This is a genomic window from Paraburkholderia hospita (genome assembly GCF_002902965.1).
Taxonomy (GTDB): domain Bacteria; phylum Pseudomonadota; class Gammaproteobacteria; order Burkholderiales; family Burkholderiaceae; genus Paraburkholderia; species Paraburkholderia hospita.
Window position 1 is genome coordinate 908,651 of the sequence record NZ_CP026105.1, and the last position, 12,264, is coordinate 920,914.

11 protein-coding genes and 1 other RNA gene are annotated in these 12,264 nt (G+C 62.6%); 3 read left to right on the forward strand and 9 right to left on the reverse strand.

The features are described from left to right. Window position 1: 1 nt before the first annotated feature. Genes fdhF through C2L64_RS04055 form a run of 3 tightly spaced genes read right to left on the reverse strand, consistent with a single transcriptional unit; the run spans window position 2 to window position 4,967 of the window. Window positions 2-2,941, reverse strand: coding sequence for a formate dehydrogenase subunit alpha (fdhF, locus tag C2L64_RS04045; RefSeq protein ID WP_007576513.1), 2,940 nt, complete (start codon window positions 2,939-2,941; stop codon window positions 2-4). A gap of 14 nt (window positions 2,942-2,955) precedes the next feature. Beyond that, window positions 2,956-4,515, reverse strand: a complete 1,560-nt coding sequence (locus C2L64_RS04050; RefSeq protein WP_090838129.1) for a formate dehydrogenase beta subunit — start codon at window positions 4,513-4,515, stop codon at window positions 2,956-2,958. Further along, entirely contained in the window at window positions 4,512-4,967 is a 456-nt protein-coding gene (locus C2L64_RS04055) for an NAD(P)H-dependent oxidoreductase subunit E (RefSeq protein ID WP_407671760.1), read from the reverse strand. The genes C2L64_RS04050 and C2L64_RS04055 overlap by 4 nt, the downstream gene beginning before the upstream one ends. 194 nt (window positions 4,968-5,161) lie before the next feature. Here C2L64_RS04055 and C2L64_RS04060 point away from each other — a divergent pair, with 194 nt between their 5' ends. Together C2L64_RS04060 and C2L64_RS04065 are read left to right on the forward strand one after the other, a co-directional pair. Next, a complete protein-coding gene (locus tag C2L64_RS04060) occupies window positions 5,162-6,241 on the forward strand; it encodes a substrate-binding domain-containing protein (RefSeq protein WP_007745725.1) in 1,080 nt (359 codons plus the stop codon). Between the two features lie 158 nt (window positions 6,242-6,399). After that, on the forward strand, window positions 6,400-6,666 hold the full coding sequence (locus tag C2L64_RS04065) for a hypothetical protein (protein WP_079484565.1): 267 nt from the start codon (window positions 6,400-6,402) through the stop codon (window positions 6,664-6,666). A gap of 60 nt (window positions 6,667-6,726) precedes the next feature. On the opposite strand, the gene C2L64_RS04070 is transcribed toward C2L64_RS04065, so the two are convergent. Continuing rightward, entirely contained in the window at window positions 6,727-7,086 is a 360-nt protein-coding gene (locus C2L64_RS04070) for a COG4315 family predicted lipoprotein (protein WP_090838127.1), read from the reverse strand. Window positions 7,087-7,461: 375 nt separating this feature from the next. Here C2L64_RS04070 and C2L64_RS04075 point away from each other — a divergent pair, with 375 nt between their 5' ends. After that, window positions 7,462-8,589, forward strand: coding sequence for a glycosyltransferase family 4 protein (locus C2L64_RS04075; RefSeq protein ID WP_090838125.1), 1,128 nt, complete (start codon window positions 7,462-7,464; stop codon window positions 8,587-8,589). A gap of 101 nt (window positions 8,590-8,690) precedes the next feature. Here C2L64_RS04075 and C2L64_RS04080 read toward each other — a convergent pair whose 3' ends face one another. The 5 genes from C2L64_RS04080 to ompA all read right to left on the reverse strand — a co-directional run bounded on the left by C2L64_RS04080 (window position 8,691) and on the right by ompA (window position 11,985). After that, window positions 8,691-8,942, reverse strand: coding sequence for a PAAR domain-containing protein (locus C2L64_RS04080; RefSeq protein ID WP_079489334.1), 252 nt, complete (start codon window positions 8,940-8,942; stop codon window positions 8,691-8,693). A 290-nt stretch (window positions 8,943-9,232) separates the two neighbouring features. Next, window positions 9,233-9,602: a transfer-messenger RNA gene (gene ssrA, locus C2L64_RS04085) on the reverse strand. A gap of 108 nt (window positions 9,603-9,710) precedes the next feature. Then, on the reverse strand, window positions 9,711-10,424 hold the full coding sequence (locus C2L64_RS04090; RefSeq protein ID WP_007576429.1) for an HAD family hydrolase: 714 nt from the start codon (window positions 10,422-10,424) through the stop codon (window positions 9,711-9,713). 16 nt (window positions 10,425-10,440) lie between these two features. Continuing rightward, a complete protein-coding gene (ubiG, locus tag C2L64_RS04095; RefSeq protein WP_007576431.1) occupies window positions 10,441-11,139 on the reverse strand; it encodes a bifunctional 2-polyprenyl-6-hydroxyphenol methylase/3-demethylubiquinol 3-O-methyltransferase UbiG in 699 nt (232 codons plus the stop codon). Window positions 11,140-11,334: 195 nt separating this feature from the next. Beyond that, window positions 11,335-11,985 carry an outer membrane protein OmpA gene (gene ompA / locus C2L64_RS04100; RefSeq protein ID WP_007576432.1) on the reverse strand — a complete coding sequence of 217 codons (651 nt, stop codon included), beginning with the start codon at window positions 11,983-11,985 and terminating at the stop codon, window positions 11,335-11,337. Between the last annotated feature and the right edge of the window lie 279 nt (window positions 11,986-12,264).

Consider the following 12,264-nt stretch of genomic DNA (forward strand, 5'->3'; position numbering starts at 1 on the left):
CTCATTTGCCTGACGTTGTGGCCATCTCACGCTTGCTGAGATGCTCGAGCTGCTCGTTGTTGAAGCGCGAGTACTCCTTCTGCCATTGCGACGGCTGCTCGACGGGCATCACCTGCACGGCCGTCACCTTGTACTCGGGGCAGTTCGTCGCCCAGTCGGAGCTGTCCGTCGTAATCACGTTCGCGCCAGATTCGGGGAAGTGGAACGTCGTGTAGACCACGCCCGGCTGCATCCGGTCCGCCACCTTCGCGCGCAACACGGTGTAGCCCGCGCGCGACTCGATGCCGACCCAGTCGTCGTCCTTGATGCCACGGTCTTCGGCGTCGTGCGGATGAATCTCCAGACGGTCCTCGTCGTGCCAGAGCGAGTTCTCCGTGCGGCGCGTCTGCGCACCGACGTTGTACTGCGACAGAATACGGCCCGTCGTCAGGATCAGCGGGAACTTCTGGTTGACCTTTTCCGGCGTCGCGACGTACTTCGTGATCACGAACTTGCCCTTGCCGCGCACGAACTCGTCGATGTGCATCGTCGGCGTGCCTTCCGGCGCGTTCTCGTTGCACGGCCACTGGATGCTACCCAGCTTGTCGAGCTTCGCATACGACACGCCGTGGAAAGTCGGCGTGAGGCGTGCGATCTCGTCCATGATCTGCGACGGATGCGTGTAGTTCATCTCGTAGCCAAGCGCACGGGCGAGCAGGATCGTCACTTCCCAGTCCGAGTAGCCGGCGAGCGGCGGCATCACCTTGCGCACGCGCGAGATGCGGCGCTCGGCGTTGGTGAACGTGCCGTCCTTTTCGAGGAAGGTCGAGCCCGGCAGCAGCACGTGCGCGTACTTCGCGGTTTCGTTCAGGAAGATGTCCTGCACGACGATGCATTCCATCGACGACAGCGCCGCGCCCACGTGTTGCGTGTTCGGGTCGGACTGCACGATGTCTTCGCCCTGGCAATACAGGCCCATGAAGCTGCCGTGCAGTGCCGCATCGAACATGTTCGGGATGCGCAGGCCCGGTTCCGGCTGCAGCGTCACGCCCCATTCGCCTTCAAACAACGTGCGCGTCACCGTGTCGCTGATATGGCGATAGCCCGGCAGTTCGTGCGGGAACGAGCCCATGTCGCACGAGCCCTGCACGTTGTTCTGGCCGCGCAGCGGATTCACGCCGACGCCTTCGCGGCCGATATTGCCCGTCGCCATCGCAAGGTTCGCGATGCCCATCACGGTCGTCGAGCCCTGTGCATGTTCCGTCACGCCGAGGCCGTAGTAGATCGCCGCATTGCCGCCCGTCGCATACAGGCGAGCGGCTTCGCGCACTTGCTGCGCCGGCACGCCCGTCACGCTTTCCATCATTTCCGGCGAGTTCTCCGGCAGCGCGACGAAATCGCGCCAGTGCTGGAATGCGCGCGTCTCGCAGCGCTCGGCGATGAACGCCTCATTTAGCAGGCCTTCCGACACGAGCACGTGCGCGAGCGAGGTGACAATCGCGACGTTGGTGCCCGGACGCAATTGCAGGTGATGCGTGGCCTTCACGTGTGCCGTATCGACGATGTCGATGCGGCGCGGATCGACGACGATCAGCTTCGCGCCTTCGCGCACGCGGCGCTTCAGACGCGAGCCGAACACCGGGTGGCCATCGGTCGGATTCGCGCCGATCACGATGATCACGTCGGATTTATCGACGGAAGCGAAGGTCTGCGTGCCCGCCGATTCGCCGAGCGTCGTCTTCAGACCGTAGCCCGTCGGCGAGTGGCAAACGCGCGCGCAGGTGTCGACGTTGTTGTTGCCGAACGCGGCGCGCACCAGCTTCTGCACCAGATACGTTTCTTCGTTCGTGCAGCGCGACGACGTGATGCCGCCGATCGAATCGCGGCCATACTTTTCCTGGATGCGGCGGAACTCCGACGCCGCATAGCTCAGCGCTTCTTCCCAACTGACTTCGCGCCACGGATCGGTGATCTTCGCGCGGATCATCGGTTTCTTGATGCGGTCCTTGTGCGTCGCGTAGCCCCATGCGAAGCGGCCCTTCACGCACGCATGGCCTTCGTTCGCCTGGCCGTTCTTGTGCGGCACCATCCGCACGACGGTGTTGCCCTTCATCTCGGCCTTGAACGAGCAACCGACGCCGCAATACGCGCAGGTCGTCACGACGGAATGCTCCGCCTGGCCCAGCATCACGATGCTCTTTTCCGACAGCGTCGCCGTCGGGCAAGCTGCGACACACGCGCCGCACGACACGCATTCCGAGTCCATGAACGGCTGGCTTTCGCTCGCGGCGACGCGCGATTCGAAGCCGCGGCCGGTGATGGTCAGCGCGAACGTGCCCTGCGTCTCTTCACACGCGCGCACGCAGCGATTGCAGACGATGCACTTCGACGGGTCGTAGGTGAAGTACGGGTTCGACTCGTCTTTCTTGTCCTTCAGGTGATTCGCGCCGTCGAAGCCATAGCGCACTTCGCGCAGGCCCGTGACGCCCGCCATGTCCTGCAGCTCGCAGTTGCCGTTGGCGGGGCAGGTGAGACAGTCGAGCGGGTGATCGGAGATGTACAGCTCCATCACGTTGCGGCGCAGTCCTTGCAGACGGTCCGTTTGCGTGCGGACCTTCATGCCCGCTTCGACGGGCGTCGTGCACGACGCGGGATAGCCGCGCCGTCCTTCGATCTCCACGAGACACAGGCGGCACGAGCCGAACGGTTCCAGCGAATCGGTTGCGCACAGCTTCGGGATGTTGACGCCTGCCTCGGCGGCGGCGCGCATCACCGACGTGCCCGCGGGCACCGAAATCATCTGGCCGTCGATTTCGAGCGTCACGTCGACGTCGGAATGACGCAGCGGCGTGCCGTAGTCGGTATCGTCCATCGGGCCGCGTTCGTTGCGCAGCGCGCCCGCCTTGCAGGCGCAGTTGCCGGAGCCGCAGCCGCCGGATTTGAAGGTGATCGGATCGGACATGTTGGGCTCCTTGGTCAGGCTGCCGCTTTCGGAATGGCGGTTTCGAGACCGAAGTCTTCGGGGAAATGGTCGAGGGCGGAGACGACAGGGAACGGCGTCATGCCGCCCATCGCACACAGCGAACCCGACACCATCGTGTCGCACAGATCGCGCAGCAATTGCACCTGCTTCGTCGACGTGTCGCCGTTGCGAATGCGCTGGATCACTTCGACGCCGCGCGTCGAGCCGATCCGGCACGGCGTGCACTTGCCGCACGATTCGAGCGCGCAGAAGTGCATCGCGTATTGCGCGAGATCGGCGAGATTCGACGTGTCGTCGTGAATCACCAGACCGCCGTGACCGACGACAGCGCCGACCTTCGCGTATTCCTCATAGTCGAGCGGGATGTCCCACTGGCTCTCGGGCAGATAGGTGCCGAGCGGGCCGCCCACCTGCACCGCGCGCGCCGGACGGCCACTTGCCGTGCCGCCGCCGTAGTCGAACATCAACTCGCGCAGCGTGCAGCCGAACGCGAGTTCCACGAGACCGCCGCGCTTCACGTTGCCCGCCACCTGGAACGGCAGCGTGCCGCGCGAGCGGCCCATGCCGAAGTCCTTATAGAACGCCGCGCCCTTCGCGAAGATGATAGGCACAGTCGCGAGCGTGATCACGTTGTTGATCACAGTCGGCTTGCCGAACAGGCCTTCGAGTGCAGGCAGCGGCGGCTTCGCGCGCACGATGCCGCGCTTGCCTTCGAGCGATTCGAGCAGCGCCGTTTCCTCGCCGCACACATACGCGCCCGCGCCCTTCGCGACGAACAGCTCGAAGCGATGCTGCGAGCCGAGCACGCTGTCGCCGAGCCAGCCGGCTGCGCGTGCCTTGACGATCGCGGCTTCGAGCGTGGCAATCGAATGCGGATATTCGCTGCGCACGTAGATATGGCCAACCGTCGCACCCGCCACGATGCCGGCGATGATCATCCCTTCGATCAGCACGAACGGATCGCTTTCCATCACGAGGCGGTCGGAGAAGGTGCCCGAATCGCCTTCGTCCGCGTTGCAGACGATGTATTTCTGATTGGCCTTCGCGGCGCGCACCGTGCGCCACTTGATACCGGCCGGGAAGGCCGCGCCGCCGCGCCCGCGCAGGCCGGATTCGATCAGTGCGTCGACGGCTGCGTCACCGGACATCGCGAGCGCGTTATACAGGCCGACGATGCCGCCATTGGCGATGTAGTCGTCGGTCGAAAGCGGGTCGGTGATGCCGATGCGCGCGAACGTCAGGCGCTGCTGCTTCTTCAGGTACGGAATCTCGTCGACGACGCCGACGTGTTTCGTGTGCGTCGCCTTGCCTTCGATAAAGCCCGCGTCGAACAGCGATGCCACGTCTTCCACTTCGACATTTGCATAACCGATGCGGCCTGCGGACGTCTCGACTTCGACGAGCGGTTCGAGATACAGCAGACCGCGCGAGCCATTGCGCACGAGTTCGATATCGATGCCGCGCGCTTTCGCTTCATCGGCGATGGCCGTGGCGAGCGCGTCGGCGCCGAGCGCCAGCGCCGAGGAATCGCGGGGAACGTAGATGCGCGTCATACCGTTTCCTCCACACGTTTCATTGCCGCTGCGAGCAGGGCGTCGAACTTCTGCGGCGTTACTTTGGCGTGCAGTTCGCCGTTGATCATCATTGCGGGCGACAGCGCGCATTGACCGAGGCAATACACCGATTCGAGACCGACTGCGCCATCGCAGGCGTGGTCATGGTCGTGGTTGTGTGCGTCGTGCTTGTGCGCGTCGAAGCGGCAACCCGTGCGCGCCTCGATATGTTGCGCGAGCGCTTCCGTACCCATGCTGCGGCATGCTTCCGCGCGGCACAGTTGCACTGTGACGGGCGCGGCCGGCGACTGGCGGAAGTGGTGGTAGTAAGTGATGACGCCATGGACTTCCGCCCGTGACAGGTTCATCGTCCGCGCGAGCGGCGCGACGGTGTCGGGCGGCACGAAGCCGACGTCGTCCTGAATGGCGTGCAGTAGCGCAACCAGCGACATGCCGGGTCGTGCGTGACGTTGCACGAGTTCGTCTGGCGCAATGGCGTTCGGTCGATCCACAGTGGGGCTCCTCCAAAGTCGATATATGCACTTGTTATTCATAACCCGTGCATCTATGCTTTGCTTGTTTGATATATCAATGCGAACGATAGGCGGGTGGATCGGCTTTCGCAATAGGAACTGCTAGAACATATATGATTCGAATCGAATGCCAGGCGCAGCTCATTGTGCGGGACAGCAACGGCCAAACGTCCAGCCTGACTGACGCTATGCCGCTACTGTCCCTTGTGAACCAGACAGGCAGCATCGCGCAGGCTGCTGCGCTTAAGGGTTTGTCCTACCGTCATGCGTGGGGTTTGCTGCGCGCCATCGAGACTCAGCTGGGCGGCGCGCTCATCGAGAAAGAGCGTGGCCGCGGCTCGGCACTCTCGGAACTCGGGCGGGCAGTGTTGCGCGCGCAACGACTTTGCGGCGAGCGTCTGGACGGCAACATGCAGGCGCTGGCAAGCGAGGTCGCCGCCGATCTGAACCGCTGGCTGGCGCCGCCCGCCGAAGACGTGCGCATTCATGCATCGCATGGCTATGCGGTGGCGGCGCTCGTGACGGCGCTCGTCGCCGACGAAGTCCCCCTCGACATCAAATATCGCGACAGCGCTGAGGCGATCACGGCGCTTGCACGCGGCGAGTGCGATCTGGCGGGCTTCCATTTGCCGCGCGGCGAGTTTCGCGCGGTGTGCGCGGACAAGTATCGTCAGTGGCTCGATCCGCAGCGACATGTGCTCGTGCATCTGACACGGCGCAAGCAGGGGCTGTTTCTCGCGAAGGGGAATCCGAAGGGGATAGGCGGCTTGACCGACCTCGCGCGCGACGACATCCGCTTCGTCAACCGGCAGCATGGTTCCGGCACGCGCATGTTGATCGATCTTGCGCTGCGGCGCGTCGGTGTCGATCCGGATCGCGTCAACGGCTATGCGTCGACGGAACTGACGCATTCGGCGATCGCGGCTTTCGTCGCAAGCGGGATGGCGGACGTCGGCTTCGGCGTCGAACCGGCTGCGCATCACTTCGGGCTCGACTTCATCCCGGTCGTCGACGAGGATTATTACTTTGCCTGCGATCGCGCGCGGCTGGAGCGCGAGCCGCTGACAACGGTGATGTCGGTGATGCGCGGCAATGCGTTCCGGCAGAGCGTTGCGCATCTGGAAGGCTACGATCCCGGCGATTGCGGGAAACTGCTCGAACTGGAAGCAGGTCTGGAGGAGAGCGGGGCCTGAGACGTTGAAGCGGCTCGGGCCGCCGAAGCGTGCAGGGTAAGCGTCCGTAACAACGAAAGAAGCTTACAGACGCTGCGCGGCGCGGCGCTTTGCGATAATCTCTACGCTTTCGTCATTCCGCCTCAGTTGCGCGGCGTTGTCTGCCGCATCGATTCGATATGAAATATTTCGTTCCCGCTTGCGCTGCCGCCCTCACGGCCAGCGCCTTGTTTGCCACGATGTCCGTTGCTTTTGCGCAGAATTCGCCGGGCGTGCCGGGCGGTATCCTGACCGAAGAGTTCAAGCTGAACGAGCATCCGCAGATGCCGTTCGGCGCATCGGCACCGTCGAAGAAATATCAGAGCGACAAGCCTACGAAACTGCGCAAGCGCGGTGACAACGGCGATCCGAACGGCTGCAACCTCAAGTGCCCTGAGGATCAGTAAATGGCACAACGCACGTGGCGCCTTGCGGCGTCGCGTGCGTCATTGAAACGGCTGGCTGGATTACGGCTTCGCTGTGTGCCACATGTCCTTGAAACCGTCCCCCTTCATGTCGCCGGGCTTCTCGTCCTTCGCGAAACGGTAGAGCGGCTTGCCTTTGTACGCCCACTGCTTCTGGCCGTCCGCGCCGTCGATCAAGGTCCAGTCGCCCGAGGGCTTGTCGCTGGCTTCGGCGGCGGCGGCGGGCCATGCCGCCGCGCAACCGCCCGAGCAGGCGCTCTTGCCCGGTGTCGTGTCCTTGTCGAAGGTGTAGAGCGTGCGTCCCTGTGCGTCGACGAAACGTCCGTCCATGGTTTTCGGCGGCGCTGCGAAGGCGGCCTGTTGCACGGCGAGCGCGGCGATGAGAAGGAGAGTCTTGCGCATGATGCGGCTCCTGTTCTGACGTGTTGTGTATGGAGTTTATGCAATCGTTCGGTGGGTGCGCGCCTTAAATGCTTTGAATGTGCGCGCATCGAATAAACGGCTGGCGCGCCTTGTTATTCCATCGCTTGCTTGTCGAAAAGCGCCCGTCGCATACGTTCAGGAGGGCCCGTCTCGTTTGAGAGCGGGACTTTTCATATCTGTTCGTTCTGATCTGACCACGCTTTGGCTGTCCCGGAAGCCAAAAAGGGCGCGACCCCGGACGGTATAATTCCCCTGATCTATCAAGAGGCAATGCAAATTGCATTGCGCCGGCCTGCACTGTTGGACGCGAGCCGAGCGGCGAATTCAAGCCCTCGCATACGGGGAATGCCGAGAATGAAAATACTATTGACCAACTTCCATAAAGGTCGGGGAGGCGGTCACGTCACGTACGTCGTTTCTATTGCGCGAGGCCTGGCCGCGCGTCACGAAGTCTTCGTCGGTGCGCCGAAAACCAGCAGGCTGTTGCAGCATGCAAACGGCGTTGCCAATATCCGCGCGCTGCCGATGGAGTTTCCCGCCAAGCTCAAGGAACTCGGGCGCTTTGTCGGCGCGATCCGCGAACTGCGCGCGCTGCTCGAGCGTGAGCGCTTCGACGTGGTTCATGTGAACGGCTCGCCCGATCATCGGCTCGTGCTGCTGGCGACGCTGTTCGCCTCGTTCAAGCGGCCGTATTGCGTGTACACCAAGCACAACACGATCCGCGTCAAGCGCGACTTCATGACGAAACTCAAGGCGCGGCGCGCGACGCATCACGTGATCGCCGTGTCGAAGCCGGCGGCGCAATTGCTCGAAGGGTCGGTGTATGCGGATTGCGGGTTATCGGTGATTCCCAATGGCGTCGACATCCATTTTTATGCGCCTTTCGATGACGCAGCGGCTGAGCGCAGGCGCGATGCGCTTCTCGGTGCGAAGCATGCCGGAAAGCTGGTGGTCGGCACGATTACCGGGTTCGACTGGTACAAGGGGACGATGGACATGGTGACGGCCGTCGCCGCGTTGCCTGAGGATCTGCGCAAACAGGTCGTGATGGTTGTTGTCGGCACGGAGCCGAATGACGAGCAGCGCAAGGTCATCGAAGCGCTGAACATGAACGAGCACCTGCTGATCAGCGGCTTCACGGACGATGTGCGCGACTATGTCGCGACGTTCGATGCCGGCTTCATGGTGTCGTACGCGGTGGAAAGCAGTTCGTTCGCGTGCCGCGAGATGATGGCGATGGGGCGGCCGGTACTCGTCACGCGGTACGCGAGCTTGCCTGAGAACGTCGACGATGGCGTCGACGGCTGGATCGTCGAGCCGCGCGACACGCAGGCGATGACCGGGCGCCTGCACGCGATGCTGGCGAACCGCGGCCAGTTACCCGCGATGGGGCGACATGCGCGCGCTAAAGCGGAGCGGGAGTTCTGCAACAGCAAGTTCATTCAGGAAACGGAAGAGGTGTACGTGCGCGCTGCAGCGTGACGGTTCTGGCTCTGCCGACGTAGTGCGACCGGCGCGTGGCCCGCGCAGCGTGATGCTGCCGCGGGCTTTATTTTTGCCGCGAAGGGGTGTATCGCGCGTGGTTACGCGCGGACGAGCGTCGCGCCACAGGTCGTGATGTCGCCGATGTAGGCGATGCGCTTGCCGTTGTGCCGGCGTCGTCCGCTAGCGATGATCGGATATTTGCCGCCGCAGCGCGGACATGCGACCAGGTGACCGTCGAGCGCAATGGCGATACCTTCATCCGTCAGATCCTGCGTTGCCTCGACGATCTTGCCGCCGTGGTCGGTGGCGTCACCGAGGCGGGCCATGATGGGGTCGTCTGTGTGGATCATTTTGTGCATCTCCCGTTTGGTTAGTTGTACTGGGCGGATAGGGCGTGCCGTCGGACTTGGAGACGGCCGTTCATTTGACGTCGGGTCAGCCGCAGTGACTATCAGAAAAGGTCGAAAACGGGGCGCGAACGAATGTCGGATGCGCGAAAACCCGCGCTTGGGACACGCGGTATAGGGTGGCCTAGCCGGCGCCCGTCGTATTCGCCGCGCGGCCGATGGCAACAAAAAACCCGCAGAGCGCTTCGCTGTGCGGGTTTTCGTACTGCGGCGTGCTGCACCGTATTGAATATTGGTGGAGGCGGCGGGAATCGAACCCGCGTCCAGAAGTCCTCTACGACTAGTTCTACATGTTTAGTTCTGTCTTTTGATTTAACCGGAGCGACGCGGACGAACACGCTGCGCTACAGCGATTCACTAGATTTTCGACCCGGACGTCGTGACGCCGCCAAGGCTTAACTGACGTATATGACCTCTGTCGGTATTGCTACCGGTCTTGCGACACTAGCCCGTCAGTGAACTAGGCAGAGGACGGCGGCCCTTAGGCTGCCAGTGCGAACGTTTCGTCGTTTGCAGTTACGTTTTTCCCGCTGATTTACGAGGTTACGGGGCCTCGACATGCCCTAGCCGCTTCGCAACCCCTGTCGAAACCAGGTCGCCCCCGCAGAAGGAATGAGCCACACAGGTGGCTCACATAATCATTTTACAGTAGCGGCGCTCGCGAGTCACGGCGAAACGAACGCGCCCGCCCGGACGTAGCGGATGAGTCCGTCAACTGATGTCCCGCAGCAGGTTATGCAGTTCGCCCGTCGTCTTGACGACATGCTGGGCGTGCCATTGCGTAGGCGGAATGTCGTTGCCGCAATAGCCGTACGCCGCCGCGACCGTCACCATGCCGGCCGCAAAGCCCGCTTGCACGTCGCGCAGATCGTCGCCGACATAGACGATCCGCTCCGGCTGCAGGTCCAGCTCCTTCGCGGCGTGCAGCAGCGGCGCGGGATGGGGCTTCGAATGCGGCGTCGTGTCGCCGCTGACGACGCAGCCCGCACGCGCGCCCAGCCCAAGCTGGGCGACGAGCGGTTCCGTCAGCCGCGCGACCTTGTTCGTCACGATGCCCCAGCGCACGCCGCGCGCGTCGAGGTCATCGAGAATGTCACCAATGCCTGGGAACAGCAGCGTTTCGATGCATAGATCCGCTTCGTAATTCGCCAAGAACTCGTCGCGCATGGACGCGTAGTCGTGATGGTCGGGGCCGATGCCGAACGCGCCTCCGAGCAGGCCGCGCGCACCCGCTGACGCGAGCGGGCGCAACTTTTCCAGCGGCACCATCTCGAGGCCGCGCTCATGGCGCATCTTGTTGACGGCTGCGGCGAGGTCGGGCGCGGTGTCGGCAAGCGTACCGTCGAGGTCGAACAGAATGCCCTGGCAAAGACCGACCGATGCTTCGTCGTCTTCGCGCTGTGGCAGGGGCGTGGGATCGCTCATTGAAGTAGGCGCTGGATCAGGCTTCGCGACGGCACGCGAGCATGTAGTTGACGTCGGTATCGTTCGACACGCCGAAATGGCGCGTGAGCGGGTTGTAGGTGATGCCCTTGATTTCGACGGTGTGCAGATCCGCCGCGCGCGCGAAGCCGGCAAGCTCCGACGGACGGATGAAGCGGGCGTAGTCGTGCGTGCCCTTCGGCAGCATGCGCGCGATGTACTCCGCGCCGACCACCGCAAGCAGGTACGACTTCACATTGCGATTGAGCGTCGAAAAGAACACCCAGCCGCCCGGCTTGACGAGCGTCTTGCACGCTTCCACGACCTTCGACGGATCGGGCACGTGCTCGAGCATTTCCATGCACGTGACGACATCGAACGAGGTGGGTTCGCGGGCTGCCAGCGCCTCCGCGGCGATCTCCTCGTAACTTACCGTTACACCACTTTCAAGGCTGTGAAGATCGGCGACGCCCAAAGCCTGATTGGAAAGATCGATTCCCTTCACATCGGCGCCCAAAGTCGCCATCGACTCCGACAGAATCCCGCCGCCGCAGCCGATATCGAGCACGCGCTTGCCCGCGAGATGCGCGTGCGAGTCGATCCAGTTAAGCCGCACCGGATTCAGTTCGTGCAACGGTTTGAACTCGGCGTTCGGGTCCCACCAGCGATGCGCGAGATCGCTGAATTTCTGCAGTTCGTGGGGATCGGCATTGGTCATGACGGATGCGGCCTCGAGGGCGGGAAGGCGGGTGGATCGGAGAAACCCTGAGTATATAGGGCTGCGCATGGGGCGGCAAAAAGCGCCCGGTCGCGCTTGTCGTGTCTCGTCTCGCGCGGTGGTTGACGCCGCGCAGGCGGAGCATAAAAAAAGCCCCGCCGAAGCGGGGCTTTGGATACTGCGGTGTTTTGTAGCTTACTGCTTCGAAGTACCGACAACTTCGACTTCCACGCGACGATCCGGTGCGAGGCAGGCGATGAGTTGCTTGCGGTTCTTCTGGTTGCAGCCCGTCGTAACCGGGTTGCGCTTGCCCTTGCCTTCCGTGTAGATACGGTTGGCTTCGATGCCCTTGCTGACCAGGTATGCCTTGACAGCTTGTGCACGACGCAGCGACAGACGGTCGTTGTACTTGTCCGAACCGATGCGGTCGGTGTAGCCAGTGGCCACGACGACTTCCAGGTTCAGGCCTTGAATCTTCGATGCGAGATCGTCCAGCTTTTCCTTGCCAGCCGGCTTCAGGATTGCCTTGTCGAAGTCGAACAGCGTGTCAGCTTGATAAGTGATCTTCTGGCTGGTGATAGCCGGAGCAACCGGTGCCGGAGGTGCCGGCGGCGTCGGTGCTTGTGCGACCAGTGCGCCATCGCACTTTGCGTTAGCCGTTGCCGGCGTCCAGAACGCGTCGCGCCAGCAAAGCTCATTCGTGCCGTTCATCCACACGTATTCGCCGGTGCCGTTCACCCAGTTGTCGTTGGTGGCTTGTCGCGACGCCGGCACCGACTGTGCCATAGCGGATGCAGCCATAACTGCGGTAGCTGCAATGAACGCGAGCTTTGAAAGTTTATTCATATTTCTCCTCTCGAAATTGAGATTACCGCAGGTTTACTGCGAGCCTGTTGACAAAGACCAGTCATACATTGCTCGAAGTATAACATCGGTGCGGAACAAAAGACGCTGTGCGTAGACTTCGAGCAGTGTCTAACTTTGTGCGTTGGCATTTTGCCATATCGTTCCCTTCCGACGATAAAAAAATCCGCCCCCTATTCATACGCCCGGTCGAATGTGGTGCATGCGCAACAGAAGGTGGCAAGTTCGTCAAGAGCCCGCCGGAGGCCGTTTCGGGCGGCT

What these genes read in the sequence shown, in the direction of transcription:
- C2L64_RS04055 (WP_407671760.1), bottom strand. Translation starts at nt 4,967, where the DNA reads ATGTCGCTGGTTGCGCTACTGCACGCCATTCAGGACGACGTCGGCTTC.
- C2L64_RS04080 (WP_079489334.1), bottom strand. Translation starts at nt 8,942, where the DNA reads ATGATCCACACAGACGACCCCATCATGGCCCGCCTCGGTGACGCCACC.
- ompA (WP_007576432.1), bottom strand. Translation starts at nt 11,985, where the DNA reads ATGAATAAACTTTCAAAGCTCGCGTTCATTGCAGCTACCGCAGTTATG.
- C2L64_RS04070 (WP_090838127.1), bottom strand. Translation starts at nt 7,086, where the DNA reads ATGCGCAAGACTCTCCTTCTCATCGCCGCGCTCGCCGTGCAACAGGCC.
- C2L64_RS04075 (WP_090838125.1), top strand. Translation starts at nt 7,462, where the DNA reads ATGAAAATACTATTGACCAACTTCCATAAAGGTCGGGGAGGCGGTCAC.
- C2L64_RS04060 (WP_007745725.1), top strand. Translation starts at nt 5,162, where the DNA reads ATGATTCGAATCGAATGCCAGGCGCAGCTCATTGTGCGGGACAGCAAC.
- C2L64_RS04065 (WP_079484565.1), top strand. Translation starts at nt 6,400, where the DNA reads ATGAAATATTTCGTTCCCGCTTGCGCTGCCGCCCTCACGGCCAGCGCC.
- C2L64_RS04050 (WP_090838129.1), bottom strand. Translation starts at nt 4,515, where the DNA reads ATGACGCGCATCTACGTTCCCCGCGATTCCTCGGCGCTGGCGCTCGGC.
- ubiG (WP_007576431.1), bottom strand. Translation starts at nt 11,139, where the DNA reads ATGACCAATGCCGATCCCCACGAACTGCAGAAATTCAGCGATCTCGCG.
- fdhF (WP_007576513.1), bottom strand. Translation starts at nt 2,941, where the DNA reads ATGTCCGATCCGATCACCTTCAAATCCGGCGGCTGCGGCTCCGGCAAC.
- C2L64_RS04090 (WP_007576429.1), bottom strand. Translation starts at nt 10,424, where the DNA reads ATGAGCGATCCCACGCCCCTGCCACAGCGCGAAGACGACGAAGCATCG.